Below are 17,219 nucleotides of genomic sequence, written 5' to 3'. Positions count from 1 at the left end.
AGAAACCTAATGTTCAAGTAGATGTGTGGCAATTCCCCATCTGAGCGCCATGCATTTTCCATCCAAAAAATCGAAAACGGAGTAACTCGCATTGGGGTGAGCGTACCGGGTAAAGTTATCGATAGTCCCTTCTTTAAGTATTGCCAGCACTCCCTGACTGACATGCCCATGCGTCACGATACACACGCACAGATGTTCTTTGGTGCCTTGCAGATCTTGTAAGAAACTTATTACTCGTTGAGTTGCCTGTGCTAATGACTCTCCCTCTGGCGGACAATAATCTGCATCAAATTTGAATAACGCATTTGCATCTTTCGGATGGTGTTGAATGAGCTGTGCCGTTGACATGCCTTCAAACTGACCAAATGCCTGTTCTTTAAGAGCAGTTTCAGCTACCTTGCACTTCTGGAAAAGTTTATTAAATCAAAAATAAAGTAAAGCAGGCACGGATTAAGCGATCATTGTTTTAATGTCAGTAATGATATTCTGCGATTTAACCTCGCCTCAGTGAATTCTTAAAAAATCAAGAACAGAAACATTGCTGGCTAAAATTATAATCTTGAAAATCCGTCCTCACCGGAATTGTACCGAACGGAGCGGGTGCAGAACAACTTCCCATCGGAAAGATGTAACGCCCCGTCCGGCGCTACACAGAGTAGCATTTTATGATTCGAACGATACGAGGTCAGGTGAGAGAAACAGCGCTGATATATGAGTTATACCTTACCTGCCGTAATCTCAGCGCTCAGAGCGCCTGCCAGGACAAATAGTTTTGGCCTGGTAGCTCTGGCTTTACCTTACATTCCTGAGAAAATGTCTTTCGGCGACATACTGATAATACAGTGCGCGACCCGTATTTGTTTCAGCCGACCCATCCGAAGCCTTAGTGAAGCTAATCAGACGAAAATTCAGCAAAGCCTGATTGAGATGCTTTCAGAACTTAATCCCGTGAAATAATGATTATTTAGCTTAAGCAATTTGTTTAACGTTACTAAAAGTTTATTCCGTAAAGCAGTAAATCAAACATGCTGTATAAAGTTAATGGGTGAATAACCGATAACAGGATTAAGGTGAAGTACAAATGTATCTTTTGTAATTGTCACCATAACGAATTAATTCACCAGGAATCATAAATGAACAAGATTCTTAACAATATAAGTCTTACCGCCAAATTTGCCATTCTGGGACTGTTTTCCCTTGTTCTGTTCTCAGTTCCTACCATGCTTTTTGTGTCCGAAGGCAATAAATACATTCAGGACAAGCAAAGGGAGGTAACGGGTGTACCTGTAGAAAATAAGATTTTAGCCCTGCTAAATTTGATACAGCGCCATCGTGCAGAAACCGCCATTGCCATTGCAACCAAAAATCCCGCAACACCGTCCCGCGTTCAGGTCAGAGATGAAATTGAAAACATCACTAATGTTATTACCAGAGATATGGCCAGAACAGAAGGCAGCGCAGCCATCATCAGCAAAATCAATGATGTGCATACACAGTGGAGCCAGCTACAGCAAAGAATCGATTCTTCACAACTGAGTCTGACAGCCAGTCTTGATGCGCATGCCCTCCTCATCCGCACACTTTTGAACGCGAACCGTGATGTGCTGGATTTTTACGGGCTTTCACTCGATTCAGATATCAACACGTACCGTTTAATTATGAGTAATTTTTCATCACTGCCTGAGCTGACCGAAAGTCTTGGAAAAATACGTGCATTCGGCACCTCACTTCTTGCACGAAATGAAAGCATAAGCGAAGCAGACTCTGTCCGTATGGAGTCTTTAATCAGTAATGGTTCGTATAACCTGAATTTATTTGTTCAGGATTCTGAAAAACTGTTTTTATCTGATAACACACTTAAGCAAAAGTTCAGTGCAGATGCAGATGCAGCCGTTCAGGAGGCAAACAGTGCTCTCAAAACCGCTGAGGCGATTTTTATCAATCGCAGCATGACCAATCAAAACCCGAAGGACTATGCAGCGCTCTTTACGCACGCTATTAATAAATTCAGCGACTACGCCATTGCCGGGGGTAATGAACTGAATGAAATGCTGAATGGGCAGATTAAGGAACACCGGTATGAACAATATGCGCTACTGACCGTTCTTGTTTTTATCGTCCTGCTGGCAGTAATTTTCGCTCTGGTTATCATTCGCTCCGTTACCAGACCTATCAGTGCAGCATCAAAGCTGGCGCTTGAAGTCGCAGGAGGGGACCTTACGTCAACATTTACGGTAACGGGGCGTAATGAAACTGCCGGACTGCTCAGGGCATTACTGCAAATGAGTCAGCGTCTTACGCTTACGGTTGAAAACATTAAAAGCAACGCTGTCACTATTGCTACGTCATCAGAAGAAATTGCCCGTGGAAATGGTGATCTGTCTGCGCGAACGGAAGAACAGGCAGCCTCTCTGGCTGAAACCGCGGCCAGCATGGAGCAGTTATCGTCAATCATTGGCAATAATGCAGATAACACGCGTCATGCTGCTGAAATGGCCAGCTCCGCGACCAGTGCGGCCCTGAGAGGCGGTGAGGCGATGGAGTCAGTGCTGGATTCAATGGAAAAAATAAGCAACAGTGCGGGTCAGATAAAAGAAATCATCTCTGTTATTGACGGGATAGCATTTCAGACGAATATTCTTGCTTTAAACGCAGCCGTCGAAGCTGCCCGGGCAGGTGAACACGGTAAAGGCTTTGCTGTTGTTGCATCTGAAGTCAGGGCGCTGGCACAGCGATCGGCTGGAGCGGCGAAGGAAATCAAAGGGCTCATTGAGCAGTCAGTTGAGCATGCCGAACAGGGAATTTCGATGGCCCGGGATGCCGGTGACAAAGTTAAGCAAAGCGTGGAAGCTATTGAGCAGACATCGCAATTAGTTAAAGAGATTTCATCTTCTTCTGAAGAACAGAGTGCGGGCATATCACAGATAAATATTGCGGTGTCACAGATGGATCAGGTTACGCAGCAGAACGCCGTGCTGGTTGAAGAGTCTGCATCATCTGCTGATGAACTTGCAAACCGGGCCGCAAGCCTGAGAGAGGCTGTCAGCGTATTCCGCACAAACGCTGTATAAGTGGTTAAAACGCATTAGTTGTGTGCCGTTAAACATGGCCATACTTTTACAAAAATTACATCTGTATTCGATAAGCCATCTCTGAGGATGGCTTAACTCATTTAGGTCCATGGCAAATTTACAAGGTACACTGCTGCAGTTAAAGGTCAGGCGGGCTAATTGAATGCCTGTGGGAACATATTACATTAATCACCCGGTTGCCTGTAAGAGCTACGCTCATAATAACCTCAGTTCGGCCAGGTTGTTTCTGTTGCAGATGGTATCCATGCTCGAATTGCTCACTTTTTGCCAGTCCGTTTTGACCTGCTCCGTGTTCATTAACATAACATTATGAATGTCCGCTTCTGGCACAAAGCGGACAGGCTGACTGAGATGAAGGTCCGCTTTGAGCGATGAGCGGACGCTCGCGGTTATCCGATAGTGTGGAGGAAGAGTTTGCTAATGAGGCCGTATACTCATTTGCAGGGAACAGGTCAACCCGACTTTGAGGGAGGCACTAAAATCCCGCCAACTCAGGTGATAATTATTAGGCCAGAAATTAAACGGGAGTAGCTATGTCAATTGAAGAAATAAATAAGATCGACTTTATCAACACATCGAATGAAGATGATGAGCTTGTACTTTTGGGTATTACAGATCATTTATCGTGGAGGGATGATGTTAATGAGCATTTACTTTTGCTTCAAGATAAAATAAATGCTTATTTAAACTTCATTCTTAGTGGGCAAATGATAGAGTTATTCCCCGCTGCATGTGGGAAAAGTAAATTCTGTATTCAGGTTTTTTTTAAGTTTTTACCCCCCAAAGAAATTGATGATTTTTTATCTAAATTTCAGGCAGCATTAAAAGAGTACAATGTTGATCTGATCACTCACCATGTTGGTTGATTTTTTCATAAGTGGGTTTTATTAATATGGGTGCTGTCGATTTTTATTGAATGGATGAGTGACCTGCTCCCAGTAAACTAACATACCATGATGCAAGCAACGTCCGCTCCTGGCACAGAGCGGACATGCTGACTGAGCTGGAGGTCCGCTATGAGCGAAGAGCGGACCCTTCTCCTGGCTTTCTGAGTGAAGAGTCGCTACTCATTGCGCTCGAGTGAAAACGGCCGGGTCACCACAAAAAGAGCCGGGCATAAGGTCGCAGCAGATTCATTCAGCAGCGTATTATCAGAGTAATTGTCTCAGAATACCTCGGTAATGAGTGAACTGATTATCGGCGCCGGCCTTTCTGTGGAATTATTTTGGGCGGTAAAACCATTTCCGTGTAACCGGCGCAAAGCCCGTCAGATATTATTGTGTTTATAACCATGGCTGGATTGAAAACAGTGACGCCAGCCATTCCTCCGCCAAATCGTCATGGCTCAACGCTTACAGTGAGGTTTGAAATGAGGGCTCCGGTTCTGCTCGTACATGGTCTTTTTGGTTCACTCAGTTCTCCCGGGATACTTGCTCCTTTCGGCGAGCAACGTGTCTATACTCCTGATCTTATCGGATATGGTCAGTGCCTGAATAAAGGTAACAAAGGATGGACACTGAGCGACCAGGCCGATCACCTTGCCGACTTTGTTAACGCACGTAAATGCGGATCAGTTCATCTGGCAGGTCATTCAGTTGGTGGGGCAGTAGCGGTACTAATGGCTAAACGTTATCCTGAAAAAGTCCGCTCTCTCACACTTATAGAGGGTAATCTTACGCTGAGTGGTGCGTTCTGGTCCCAGAAAATATCAAGGCAGAGCCTGGAAGAAATACAGGCAGAGGTCAGTGCTTTTTGCGCAGACGTTGCCGCTTGGGTCGAAGGTGCGGGCGTGGTACCCACGGATTTTGCCATTAAGACTGCCACGGACTAGCTGGATAACCAGACCGTTTCCACCCTACGGACACAGGCGAGAGCGGTGGTTGCTGCAACAGCTGAAGCCAGTTACCTGGAAGGACTGCGTCATATTCTGTCGTCTTTAATGCCGGTTCATCTTATATCAGGCGAAAATTCACAAAGTGGCTGGCATGTTCCCTCCTGGCTTAAAGAGCGCGCCGCTACGTACACCGTCATACCTGATACTGGCCACCTTATGATGATTGAACGACCAGAAACATTTGCACGCTCGGTACTTAACAATCTTACAGACTGAATTCAGAGGTTTAGGTTGTCAGCATGCCTGCGTCCCCTGGGGCTTGCTGAAGGTAAACTGCCGGATTTTGAGCTTTCCGGCGGACATTATGCGATGTACCGACTGGTTCTGCTTTTGATTCATGAAGAGAGGTTCAAGGAAAGTCCGCTTCTGGCACAAAACGGACATTTACTCTGAGTAAACCTCTGTGCCCCTGTAAACTATGCCACTTCAACGATATTAAGGCGCCAGTGACGTAAAAGATGGCCCAGAGGCTGAACGGCACCCTCCGCCCGGCGTAGCCGGTTACAGTTGTATAAATCCTGTCTTACGTGACCTTCCCCTGAAGAGACTTGCAGGCCCTCAGCTGCAGTTGTTTCATGTATCACTTTTAACCGCGTTGAGAGGGCTTTACGGTGCTTTCGCCCTAAAGAAAGTGTTTTCCGGGGCCATGGGCCTGGCAGCTTTCTGCTGACGCTTAACACTGAAAAAATTGCTAAAGATGCTTACAATCGGGACGATAACATTCAGTGAGAAAATAACTCAAAGTTAATAATAAATTTGTAATGGTCAATTGCGGCTGGCAGCTCTTCCGGACTGCCAGCCTTTTTTTTGCTTCTGGCACAAAACGGAAGAAATCATCAGGCAAGTCTACAATGAGTAAATTGTGGGTACGGCAGACTTAATTTCTGCCCCTAAGGATGAAAGCAGTATTATATGTTTTACTCTTTCGCTGGTCCGTCCCGGTTTAACGGTGGCTCAGAAACAGCCGTGCACTTTCCCCGTCTTTCAGGTCTGGTACAGTCAGAGTGAACATTCTTTAATCGCTGCCGATAGTAATAATTCCGTCATAAAAAAAAGCGGAAATGTGCTACATCGTCCTTCTGCAGCGCAGGAGAGCTTCTGTATCAGCACTGACGTCTCCATACATCAGTGCTGATACCCGACATCAGGGAACCTTTATGAATAATATAAAAATAGGTATAAGACTCAGTGCGGCCTTCGGCTTTATGGCATTGCTTGTGATTATCATGGTGCTGATTGGCGTCCTTAAAATTAACTCGCTCGGCAGTGCGAACGATGAAATTTCAGGCAGCCTTTACAGCAAATCCTCCGCCTCCCAGTCTCTGCGCTATCTCACATCAGACATGAGCCGTCTTGCACGCAATGCAATTCTCCTCAAAGACGAGTCTCAGAGAGAGAAAGCCATCAGTGACTACCGCAGCGAAAGGCATGAGCTTGACGGCCTGCTCGGACTGCTCCGGAAAAAGGTGAACTCACCCACAGGGCTGGAAATCTTTAAGCATCTCACGGACCGGGCAGACCTCTTTTTACCTTTCCTTGATGAAGTTGTGGCCCTCGCGAAAAACGGCAAGAACGACGAAGCCACGCAGCTGCTTTTTGGTCCGCGCTATCAGAGCCAGGGGGAATTCATGGCTTCCCTGAAACAACTGCAGGACCATCAGGAAGCGCGGATGATTAGCGCTGCTGCACAGGCGCGCGCAGACCGTTCGTCAGCACTGATGATACTTATTACCGCAGGTATTGTTGCAGTACTGCTCGCCGCCATATCCGCACTGTTCATTACCCGGAGTATCACACGGCCGCTTACGGAGGCTGTTCAGGCTGCACGCCGCGTAGCCCTGGGTGACCTGAGTGGCGCGGTGCATGCTGGTCATAAAGATGAGACAGGGGTACTGCTGTCAGCCATTCGTGACATGCAGGATTCCCTGATTAATACCGTCAGCCAGGTAAGAAGCAATGCGGAAAGTGTTGCATCGGCCAGCAACCAGATTGCGCAGGGGAACGCTGACCTCTCACAACGAACTGAAGAGCAGGCCAGTGCGCTGGAGCAGACAGCGGCAACCATGACGCAGCTGGGTATGACCGTCAGGAACAATGCGGAAAACGCACGGCAGGCAGGTCAGCTGGCAGTGGGGGTTCGCGATGTGGCGAATAAAGGCAGCGATGCCACAGGTGCCATTACCGGGACCATGAAGACCATCAGCGAAAGCTCCGGCCGTATTGCCGAGATTACCGCCGTGATTGACGGAATCGCATTCCAGACGAATATCCTTGCGCTCAACGCCGCGGTTGAGGCTGCGCGGGCAGGTGAACACGGCCGGGGTTTTGCTGTGGTGGCCAGTGAGGTCAGGTCTCTGGCGCAGCGCAGTGCAACAGCTGCCGGTGAAATACGTCAGCTTATTGAGGCAAATGCGCACAGCGTCGAAGAAGGTAACAAACTGGTGGTACACGCTTCTGAAACAATGTCAGGCATCCTCTCTGCGGTCGGAAAGCTGACTGACACCGTGGAGGAAATCACCTCTTCAAGCGCCGAACAGGCCCGCGGTATTGAACAGGTAGGCATTGCGGTAACGGAGATGGACAGCACCACGCAACAGAATGCCTCGCTGGTCGAGGAGTCTGCCTCAGCGGCTGCGAGCCTTAAAGATCAGGCCGAACGGCTTCTTCAGGCCGTATCTGTATTCAGTCTGGGTAATCAGGCCATTACGTCTTCTGTTAATGCGGCCTCTGAACCCGTAAGGCAGAAATTCAGTACGCCGGAAACAGGCACCGGCGTAACGAACAGGGACGAAGGCTGGACGCATTTCTGAGCGGAGTGCCGCGCTGCTGACTGGCGCGGTACGACGTGAAAATCCTGCAGTAAGTCTCGTCAGTGTGGGTTAATGAAACAAGTTTCTGCTCTTCATCAGACAGTGTCCGCTTTGAGCGAGAAGCGGACGTTTGCTTCAGCTAACGTAAGTGATAACTGAAAATTGTAAATTTATTGGCTTATATATATTTTTGATTATACGTCATCTTGATTAACCTCTCGTATAAAATCAGTAAGCTGGGTGAAAGGAGTTTCTTTTCGCCACTTATCTTCCAGTGCTGAAGCCTGCAATGGATTGAGTTCACTAAAATGTTTACCATAATCGCTTAAGCCGATTATATTCCAAAGCTGTGACCAGCCATGTATGCTGCTATATGGTTTTTCAGTGAGATAAAGATTATCTCTGATAAACGTAAACTCATGCTTTTCTTTTTTTTCATTGTAATAGCAAATGCAACTTCTGAAATAGCATTCACGATTCTTTATTCCACTCATTACTTTGAGTAAGCCTTCCGTGCCAAGAGTTTCTAAAACATATTTTACATAAACCCCAGGGAACTCTTTTAGGGCAGGAATATGAAAACTACTGTCTTCCACAAAAAAGGGGAGATTAATTCTCCCTGATACATACTCCGCTTTTCTTTTGCAAACTTCATTTGCATGTTCAGCCTGTATCTCAGGAACAAACATGATGGTCTGTTTTAAGTTAATTCCACAGGAATCAAAATGTCGCCGTGCATCTTTGAATTTTTCTGAATTGCCTGTAATAAAATGAATCATCATTTTTTTACCTGTGTTAGGACGGAGCTAAAAACTATAAGGATAACTGATAAGAATATAGCGAAGTTCATTCCTTGGTTAAAGAATAAAGCAGAGAAAATAAAAGAAAAAACAAGTGTTGCGTGATTTGAAAAACTTAATGAAAACGGTGTGCTTCGGCCTGATATAAAAAGCATTAGTGCTATTGCCGCAATATTAAATACAACACCTGTTAAATAAATACCTGTACTACTAATCTGTATATTGCTGGGGAATCCGTCATTTAAAATTAAAAACAAGCATCCAGAAACAAGATTTGTAGCAAGAAGTAGTTGGTTGTACGTTATTCCGGCGCGAAAAGAAGCTTTCAGAAAATAGCCGCTAGCCGCGTATGAAAGTGGTACTAAAAGCATGATAACATAATAGAATGAAGAAGCATTGCCAGAGCTACTATCTAACTGAGGCACTATCAATAGAGATGCCCCAAAAACACCAGAGGCTAGTGCCACTATAGATAAAGCACTAAGCCTCATCTGTCCGAGCATAAGGCCTAGTATCATTGAAAATACTGGCGTTAAGCTTGTTATAAGAGAGGTTTCGGCAGGACTCATTTGCTGCAAGGAAAAGTAAAGAATGCAGTATGGAAAGAATACTAAAGTCAATGCTGTACTAAGCAACCAAATGCAGGATTTAATGTTCACATCTGTCAAAACCCTCACATTTCTCTTTAATAATGCCAATATAAGAATAGCGGTGACAGTTCCAAAGTTCAGAACTATGGGGAAATCAAAAATACCTGCCCCATTTGTTAAAAGCAACTTGCCAAGGACTGATTCAGATGCCCATAAAAGGCCTAATAGCAGTATTAGTGTACCATTAAGGAGATAATTAATCATGATTTTGTGAAGTACTCATCAAGCGAGGCGTATTTTCTGAATGTATCTCTTCCTTCAGTAATGATCATCTCTTCACGCTCAGCTATTTTAATAAATTCAAAAAACTTATCCCAATAGTTATTGATATTTATAAAGCTTACAGTTTGCTTAATCAGTCCTAACTGTTTTTGTGTGATGACTTCGCACGTCTCATCTAATGTCCCAAAACCACCTGGAAGAATGAGAAACTCATCAGCTATATTTATCATCGCTATTTTTCTCAAGCTAAGTGAGTCGGTTTCTATTATTTCAAGTGAACTTTCTGGTAAAGGTTCAGAGGGGCGAACCTGTGGACACGTTACGCCTATCACTTTACCTCCGGCAGCTTCTGCTCCTTCGGTAAGCTTTCCCATTAATCCGCTCCGAGAACCTCCATGTATGATTGTATCACCTCGCTTTGCCAGACGGTTACCTGTCTCGTAGGCAGCATAACTCAAAAGTGGATTGATACCATTCCCTGAACTGCAAAATACACATATATTCATATTAGTGGCCCAGTAATTCCTCGAAATATTTCACGGTGTAATTTCTGAAAACTTTACGCGGGTGTTCTAACCAACCCGAGACTTCTTTCCATAGCCGATAGTAGATATCACTTCCAAATGTGTGCTCAAGACAGGTGGAGTCAACGTTATATTTGGGAAGGTGTGCATAACGGTCACTACCTATCTGAGCAGATTTTGCCAATTTTGCGCCAAACTCATCTAATATTACAGGCGAAAAAAAACGGAGCGGGTGATCTTCTACTGGAATACCATAACGTATTAACGCCTCCATGTTTAGGGTGGCGTATTGAACCCAGTCAGCACCATCACTCATCATGTTTTGTCCATCAGCCTTTTTCATCTTGTATATATAATAAATTTCGCGAGCGAGTGCTCTAACAGGAGTGTTTATATCGAAAAGATCTGTATTGTTTACAGACAAAAGACCTTCATAACTACCATGTAAAGGGCAAGAGCATTCATAAATACGGCCACCATCTGTACTTTTACCTGCATACTTTCCACCTGTCTTTTCGGCGAAATCGCATACTGGACAGGCGAATCTTACTTTAAATTTCTTTTCTGAAGGGCAGAGAAGTGTAGCTAACTCATCCTCCCTCTCAATCAAGTTAATAATTATTTCTCTTACTTCAGGGGTAGACTGGAAATCGTTATAACTCCAAGAGTTATATGGAATGCCTGAAATATCAGAAAAAATCTTTAGAAGATTGCGAAATTCTTTCAAATGCTTTTCGGACTTAGAGTCATAGTCATTACAAGGAGATTTACCCAGCGTTCTGTAGAAAATAGAACCATCAATTTCGCACGTATCGCCCGGTGCGTTCTCAAGCTCCCAAAAAAGAACCTTGGACTCTGTACCACAATTTTCTTTAAGCTTTTTGGCAAGTGCGAAAGTGCTAATTAACGAAGTAACTGTCCCAAAGTGAGGGTAACTATTTGGCTGAGCTGCCGGATGAAATACAAGCTGACTTTTCCCTTTGAGTTTTTCATGGTATAAATCTTCTATACTATGGGTAGTATGACTAATTCCAATAGGGGGCAGTGTTTTTTTCATCATCTTTTACCATATGCATTAATTTGAAAAACGGACAATGCGTTATGACTCTTATTCATATATTCAGGATTGTGAATTTTTAAATTTTCAAAGTATGAATCACGTTCATAATTTGACGCAAAATTTCGCATAGGAAAAACTTCAGGATGAATTTCTACGCGATCAAATTCTTTTTCAAGAAAAGACAATAGTTCGTTCTTATCGAAGCTACATGTTGGCCAACCAATAAAATCAGCTTTGTTTTCAGGGTGGGAGTAAATTTTAGAAAAAGTTTTAACACCAACATAACTAAACGCACCGGAAGCAACAATTAGATCCGTGTTTGACAGAAGATTAAAATTCTCTTCTTTAAGTTCTTCCTCTTCGAGATTCTGGCATATGAGATAATCTATATAATTCTCTTTTAGCGCATATGCCAGGGCCCTGTCTGAGACATCAATACCGACCACATTACATATATTGTTAGCAAAAGGAGATGGTTTTTCATCCCAATTACCGTATGGAACTCTATATTTAGCTATCCTGCCATTGAATCCATAACTACAAGCTACATCAATGATTTTGCACTCTCCACGCTGCTTCGTATAGATTTCAATTTGCTTTAAAAGCGGACCATAGACAAAATCATCATTCCGATAATTCAGTCTTCCAAGCTGTGAGATATAAATGTCAGGTGTAGGCTGGTTATATATTTCATTAAAGTCATTCTTTTTGAAATCCAAACTAGTGTCCTCGTCAAGTAACCCTGAGTTATATTAACCATCCTTAAACAGTATTCAACAGTATGTGAAGAAAAATATGCATCATTTTTATTCTTTTAAATATAAAACAATGAGTTGTATGATAATAAATGGTTTAACATGATGTTAATTTTCATGTTGCATTATGTTGGTTGAAATTTGACCAATAAGCCATCACTTTCCTTTTATAGAAGAATATTTCTCAAGAAAAAACGAAAGTTAATTTTAGCAGTTAATTAAGGTGGTGGCATTGTTATTGCACTTCCCCTCAATTTAGTACAGGCCGCTTTAGCGGGGTACGCTTCTGGCACAACATAGGCATTAAAGAATACCTGAGTCCGTTATATGCGACACCGTTCAAAATCGGGTCAGAAGTTAAACGAACTCCACTGATATGCATACTTGAGGTATGTGGTGCTAAATAGTTTAAAAAGCTATGAGCTGACACATCTCGCTTTTGCGCATTTCGTATATACATGCATATAGCTCACAGAGGGGTTATGAAAAGCGTTGATGGAACCAGTCATAAAGTTCAGGACGTGCTGCTATCACCGAACCTTCATGGGCTTCTTCGCCAGAAAATTGCCTGACCTGAATGCCGTTTTCCTGGGCAATCAATTTTCCTGCGGCGATATCGTAATAACTCAACCCGTCCTCAAAAAACGCGTCCAGTCTGCCTGATGCGACATAGGCAAGATCGAGCGCCGCCGAACCCAGTCGCCGGACGCCTGCGCTTTCAGCCATAAGCCGCGCCAGGCCGTTAAAAAGTACCGTCTGGTCAATTACCTTTAACTGTCCAGGAACAGGCAGCGAGACCGAGCACAGTGCTTCAGCCGGTGTTTTCGCCGTCAAATCCGGAAGCGGCAGACCATCCAGGTGGGCACCTTGACCTCTGATGGCGGTAAAGCACTCTTCCCGAAGCGGATCGTATACAACGCCCAGTATTTCCCCCTCGTCATCGCAGAGCGCAATACTGACCGCAAAGTAAGGGATACCCCAGATAAAATTGCTGGTGCCATCCAGCGGGTCGACGACCCAGTATTGCGAATGATGGCCGCGGGTAAACCCCGTTTCTTCCCCCAGGAAACCAAAACCCGGCGCGTCTTCGTTAAGACGCGAAAAGATGATGCTTTCTGCAGCCAGATCGGCGGCAGAAGCATAATCTGCGGTGCCTTTCTTACAGATGTCGGTGTCTTCCAGGCTGCCAAAGCGCTTAATCAGCTCAGCACCGCCTGCCCGGGCTGCGCGCTTCGCCGCCAGAAGAAGGCGAGGTCTGTCGAGGTCATTTTTTGTCATGCCTCCTCCTTCATAAAACGTGGGTTATCAAACGTAATGCCTACACGCTTGCCGCGCGGCAGAGGGGCGCTGGCTTCAGCCGAGAGGCTGTGCTTGGGGCTGAATGACAAGATGTGAACCCATGCGCGGCCAATGTAACGTACATCCGTGACGGTCACGTCGCAGGCGCCAGTGCCCGGCTCACAAAAGTGAACGCTTTCGGGGCGCACGAAAAAGGTTGCTCGTCCTCTTCGTGACGGAACGATGATGTTTAAAAAAGGACCTTCATCCGGTCTGAAGCCCTGGTCTTCCAGCACGCCGTCGATAAAGTTGGCCTGACCGACAAAGTCTGCCACAAAGCGCGTTTCGGGACGGGAATAGACCGCTTCCGGGCAGGCGAGTTGATCGACTTTTCCCCCCCTCATTACGGCAATGCGGTCAGACAGCGCCAACGCCTCTTCCTGATCGTGTGTGACATAAATAGCGGTCACACCGATGCGCTGCTGTAATTCGCGCAGTTCCTGCCTTAACGAGATGCGGAGTTTTGCGTCAAGGTTGGACATCGGCTCATCCAGTAACAACAGTGGCGGATCGATAACAAGTGCGCGGGCCATTGCGATGCGCTGTTGCATGCCGCCGCTCATTTCAGCCGGATAGCGTTCTTCCACATGGCGAAGCTGCACCTGAGCCAGTGCAAGGCGAACCCGTTTTTGAATGTCTTCCCTGCTGATTTTCCGTAACTTAAGTCCGTAAGCCACGTTATCGAAAATGGTTTTATTGGGCCACAGCGCGTAGTTCTGGAAGACAAAACCGATATTTCTGTCCCAGGGGGCGCGTGTTGACACGTCGACGCCGTCAAATAAGATGTGACCGCTGTTAATCGCGTGAAAGCCTGCCACTGAACGAAGTAAGGTCGTTTTACCGCAGCCTGACGGGCCCAGCAACGTAAAGAACTCGCCCGGTCGGATCGTCATTGAGACATCATCCAGAACAAGATGCGTGCTATAGCGTTTTGACACAGACTGAATAGTCACCTCACAGCCTCGCCGCGATGCTGCGTCGTGATGAATGTCAGACATAATTGTTCCTCTCCGACTGCCCGTAACGGACAACGGCATAAAGTGGCACATAGATAATCAGCATCAGCAAAATCGTCTGGGCTGCAGAAATGCCAAAATCGGCATCGACCAGCGTGTTTTCAAATATCACGGCCGTTATGGGCTTCCAGGGCGGACGATAGAGGACGATTGTCGAAGACAGTTCAGTGACGATATGTAAAAACGTCAGCGTCGCACCAGTGAGTGCCCCGGCCAGCATTAGCGGGGCCGTGATGGTTAGAAACACGCGAGCGGGTCTGGCACCTAAACTGATGGCGGCTTCGTCGAGAGCAGGATGAACCTGGCGGAGTGCGGCTTCAGACGCTTTAACGGTAAAGGGCAGGTTTCGGATGACGTAAGCCAGTGCCAGAATAAACCACGTCCCGGTGAACTGCAGAGGTGCCTGATTGAAAATCAGGATCAGTCCGATGCCCAGCACGGTTCCAGGAATAACATAAGGCAACATGACAAGATCGCTAAGCGAAGGCGCAAGGAATGTGTAGCGTTTACGCACCAGAACGTAAGCCACGCCCAGTCCCCCGGCAAAGGCAACCAGCGTGCCCGAAAGACCTAGTGACAGCGTGACCCATGCGGGCATCAACCCGTTTTTCCACATGGTTACATAGTTAGCCAACGTGGGAGTCAGCGTTGGCAGGCCCACACGCCATTTAACAAAGCTGGTAACCAGCACAGTGATGTGCGGGACAAAGGCCAGCAGCAGAACACAGCCGCTCAGGATAAGGGTCAGGCAGTGACCTGCACGGGAAAGTTCGCGTTGTTCGGGACGCCGTGATGAAACGGCAGCATAGCCACGACGTGAAAGATAGAGCTGCTGCATCATAAGAAAAAGGCTGGAAATAGCGACCAGAACCACTGAACCCGTGGCCGCCAGTGCAGGGTTTCTTCCCGCTTCACTCAGAAACGCGTTATAGATCAGTACAGGTAAGACATTCAAATCAAGACCAATGATGCGCGGTGTGCCGAAGTCTGACAGGGCCGCCATCATCGCCAGATAGAGCCCTGTCACGATTCCCGGCATGGCTAACGGAATTTCCACTGTCAAGCGGGCACGTAAGGGGGATGCGCCCAGAGACTCAGCTGCCTCAATATGGGACGCATCCAGTTGCCGAAAGGCGCTGTAACTGAGCAGAAATATAACCGGAAAAACCAGCCAGGTAATAACCCAAATGACCCCATAAATGCCCACAATTGACGTCTGCAAGTCCAGCAACGTCGTCACAATCCCGTTTCGTCCTAGCAGAAGCCGCCAGGCATAGGCACCAAGGAAAGGGGGAGAAACCGATGCCATTGTCACCATGAAAACAAGCGCGTTGGCGCCTGCAATTCTGAAGCGCGCGATCATATAGGCCAGCGAAACGCCAATTAACGCGGCGAGCGTCGTGGCAAAAAAGGAAATCATCAGGCTGTTCAGGGTAGCGTACAGCGTTTCACTGGTGGCCAAAAAGGCAAAATAATGGCTAAGCGTATAGGTCAGCGTCGGATTTTCTGCTGTGATAAAGGCATTCGTCGCGTGCCCGAGAATGACTGTACCGTTTGGCTGCAAGGTAGCCGTCAGCGGTTTTGTCGCTGTTTGACTGAAAAGGCTTCGCGGCGCTTGCTGAGTCAGGAGTAAAGTGTCGCTACCTACGCCTAAATGCATTTCTCCGCGGCTTGCAGAGGTAACGCTGAGCGGCAATGTACTGTGAATCACTATTTTATCTGTGCCAGAGGCGATAAAACGCAGTGGTTCATCACCACGTTTTGTCACCGTCACGCCATCCTTATCCGTTTTCAGCGTATAGTCGCGTGTCATTTCCGGAACGGCGTCAAGCCCTCCAGCCCGACTCACAAGGGTAAATTTGCCACTGTCGCTCAGCAATGATGCGCTGAGCAGGCGAGCCTGAGGCCAGAGGATGGTTATTCCACAGAACAGCAGCATAAGGACGGTGAACCAGCGCCATGAATCACGAAGCCCTTTCATTTTGGTAACGCCGCCTGAAAACGTGCAACGACAACCTGTTTAGGATCCTGTGGCGAGATAATGTTGAGCGTGCTCAGTTCGGGAAGCACAGCGGGAGGTGCGACATCTGAGCGGGCTGAACGACGTATCGTGAGATCCCTGACTTTTTCATGCGTGTCTTTCTGTCCGAGAAAGTCGATAAACAGTTTGGCCTGATTGGGATGAGGAGCGCCCTGAACGACAGCCTGTGCATCAATCTGACCGGTCACCGCATCAGTGGGATAAACAATGCTGACCGGCAGTCCGTTGGCTTTCCATTTAGCGCCCAAATCTTCGTTTATCCAGCCTGCCGCGGCTTCGCCATCACGGACGGCGTTGAAGGCATCATCGGAGCCTGCTGCGATCCGTGCACCTTTGACCAGATTGCTGATAAACGGCCAACCAAACTGTCCGGCAAGCGCCGATATCAGGGTATAACCGGTTCCCGAACGGGCCGGATCGGGGATGATCAATGTCCCCTGTTTTCGCCATTTTCCTGTTACCATATCGGCCTGCGAGGACGGCATTTCTGTTGAAGGGACACGCTTCGTACTCACGATGATGGGTTGCAGAAGAAGGGTAAAAGGATGCCAGATATGACGTGGATCTGTGGTGACCATTGCACTGTCTGTTTTGCTCTCATAAGGCTGGAACAGAGCTGCATTTTCATCATAAATCTGGGTGGGGCCTCCCCACATGAGATCCGCTGAAGGGTTGCCTGCTTCGGCGCGCAGCCTTTCGACCACTTCGCCAGTACCGCCTCTGACCAGTGTGATGTTAATTTCCGGATGCACTTTTTTAAACATCTCAAGGACAGGTGATGTCGTCGTTTCACCGTGAGCCGTGTAAATCACCAACTCAGAAGAACTGGCGGTGCCCGTCATTAATAACGCGCTGACGGTTAACGCAACCAGGGAATAAAACACCTTACTCATTGTCGGCAAACTCCTGCATTTAAATCCAGTTAATGGTTTAATTAAATCGTGAATGTGGGCAATTAAACGGGGCTTTTATGATTTTTATATGACAAAAATCGATTTTTTTAAAAAATTGAGCGCT

The 17,219-nt window shown here is 46.6% G+C and carries 13 protein-coding genes and 1 pseudogene; 4 read left to right on the top strand and 10 right to left on the bottom strand.

Annotated features, from left to right (window positions below; all coding sequences use genetic code 11):
• Positions 1 to 6 precede the first annotated feature (6 nt).
• Positions 7 to 396: pseudogene (locus GC090_RS20275) on the bottom strand (histidine phosphatase family protein); the annotation flags it as partial.
• A 737-nt stretch (positions 397 to 1,133) separates the two neighbouring features.
• Here GC090_RS20275 and GC090_RS20270 point away from each other — a divergent pair.
• From GC090_RS20270 to GC090_RS20255, 4 genes are all read left to right on the top strand, one after another.
• Positions 1,134 to 3,071 carry a methyl-accepting chemotaxis protein gene (locus GC090_RS20270; protein ID WP_324021866.1) on the top strand — a complete coding sequence of 646 codons (1,938 nt, stop codon included), beginning with the start codon at positions 1,134 to 1,136 and terminating at the stop codon, positions 3,069 to 3,071.
• A 554-nt stretch (positions 3,072 to 3,625) separates the two neighbouring features.
• Positions 3,626 to 3,958 (top strand): DUF6572 domain-containing protein, encoded by a 333-nt coding sequence (locus GC090_RS20265; protein ID WP_324021865.1) that lies wholly within the window; start codon positions 3,626 to 3,628, stop codon positions 3,956 to 3,958.
• 413 nt (positions 3,959 to 4,371) lie between these two features.
• Complete coding sequence (locus GC090_RS20260; protein WP_324021863.1) at positions 4,372 to 4,923, top strand: alpha/beta fold hydrolase; 552 nt, start codon at positions 4,372 to 4,374, stop codon at positions 4,921 to 4,923.
• A 1,220-nt stretch (positions 4,924 to 6,143) separates the two neighbouring features.
• Positions 6,144 to 7,796: a methyl-accepting chemotaxis protein gene (locus tag GC090_RS20255; protein ID WP_324021861.1), complete on the top strand. Its 1,653-nt coding sequence runs from the start codon at positions 6,144 to 6,146 to the stop codon at positions 7,794 to 7,796.
• Positions 7,797 to 7,990: 194 nt separating this feature from the next.
• Here the strand turns inward: GC090_RS20255 and GC090_RS20250 are convergent, their stop codons facing one another.
• The 9 genes from GC090_RS20250 to GC090_RS20210 all read right to left on the bottom strand — a co-directional run bounded on the left by GC090_RS20250 (position 7,991) and on the right by GC090_RS20210 (position 17,095).
• Positions 7,991 to 8,578, bottom strand: coding sequence for a non-canonical purine NTP pyrophosphatase (locus GC090_RS20250; protein ID WP_324021859.1), 588 nt, complete (start codon positions 8,576 to 8,578; stop codon positions 7,991 to 7,993).
• Positions 8,575 to 9,450, bottom strand: a complete 876-nt coding sequence (locus tag GC090_RS20245) for a DMT family transporter (protein WP_324021857.1) — start codon at positions 9,448 to 9,450, stop codon at positions 8,575 to 8,577. The genes GC090_RS20250 and GC090_RS20245 overlap by 4 nt, the downstream gene beginning before the upstream one ends.
• A complete protein-coding gene (locus GC090_RS20240) occupies positions 9,447 to 9,974 on the bottom strand; it encodes an LOG family protein (RefSeq protein WP_133745675.1) in 528 nt (175 codons plus the stop codon). The genes GC090_RS20245 and GC090_RS20240 overlap by 4 nt, the downstream gene beginning before the upstream one ends.
• 1 nt (position 9,975) lies before the next feature.
• Positions 9,976 to 11,052 carry a hypothetical protein gene (locus GC090_RS20235; protein ID WP_324021855.1) on the bottom strand — a complete coding sequence of 359 codons (1,077 nt, stop codon included), beginning with the start codon at positions 11,050 to 11,052 and terminating at the stop codon, positions 9,976 to 9,978.
• Positions 11,049 to 11,771: a class I SAM-dependent methyltransferase gene (locus tag GC090_RS20230; protein ID WP_324021853.1), complete on the bottom strand. Its 723-nt coding sequence runs from the start codon at positions 11,769 to 11,771 to the stop codon at positions 11,049 to 11,051. The genes GC090_RS20235 and GC090_RS20230 overlap by 4 nt, the downstream gene beginning before the upstream one ends.
• A 516-nt stretch (positions 11,772 to 12,287) precedes the next feature.
• Positions 12,288 to 13,085, bottom strand: coding sequence for an inositol monophosphatase family protein (locus GC090_RS20225; RefSeq protein WP_324021851.1), 798 nt, complete (start codon positions 13,083 to 13,085; stop codon positions 12,288 to 12,290).
• Complete coding sequence (locus GC090_RS20220; RefSeq protein WP_324021850.1) at positions 13,082 to 14,143, bottom strand: ABC transporter ATP-binding protein; 1,062 nt, start codon at positions 14,141 to 14,143, stop codon at positions 13,082 to 13,084. The genes GC090_RS20225 and GC090_RS20220 overlap by 4 nt, the downstream gene beginning before the upstream one ends.
• The gene (locus GC090_RS20215) at positions 14,136 to 16,142 is read right to left on the bottom strand and encodes an ABC transporter permease (RefSeq protein WP_324021848.1); all 2,007 of its coding nucleotides are present in this window, start codon (positions 16,140 to 16,142) and stop codon (positions 14,136 to 14,138) included. The genes GC090_RS20220 and GC090_RS20215 overlap by 8 nt, the downstream gene beginning before the upstream one ends.
• On the bottom strand, positions 16,139 to 17,095 hold the full coding sequence (locus GC090_RS20210) for an extracellular solute-binding protein (RefSeq protein ID WP_324021846.1): 957 nt from the start codon (positions 17,093 to 17,095) through the stop codon (positions 16,139 to 16,141). The genes GC090_RS20215 and GC090_RS20210 overlap by 4 nt, the downstream gene beginning before the upstream one ends.
• Between the last annotated feature and the right edge of the window lie 124 nt (positions 17,096 to 17,219).

The sequence above is a fragment of the Pantoea sp. JZ29 genome (assembly GCF_035190385.1).
GTDB classification, from domain to species: domain Bacteria; phylum Pseudomonadota; class Gammaproteobacteria; order Enterobacterales; family Enterobacteriaceae; genus Pantoea; species Pantoea stewartii.
This window is presented reverse-complemented; position numbering and strand designations above follow the sequence as displayed.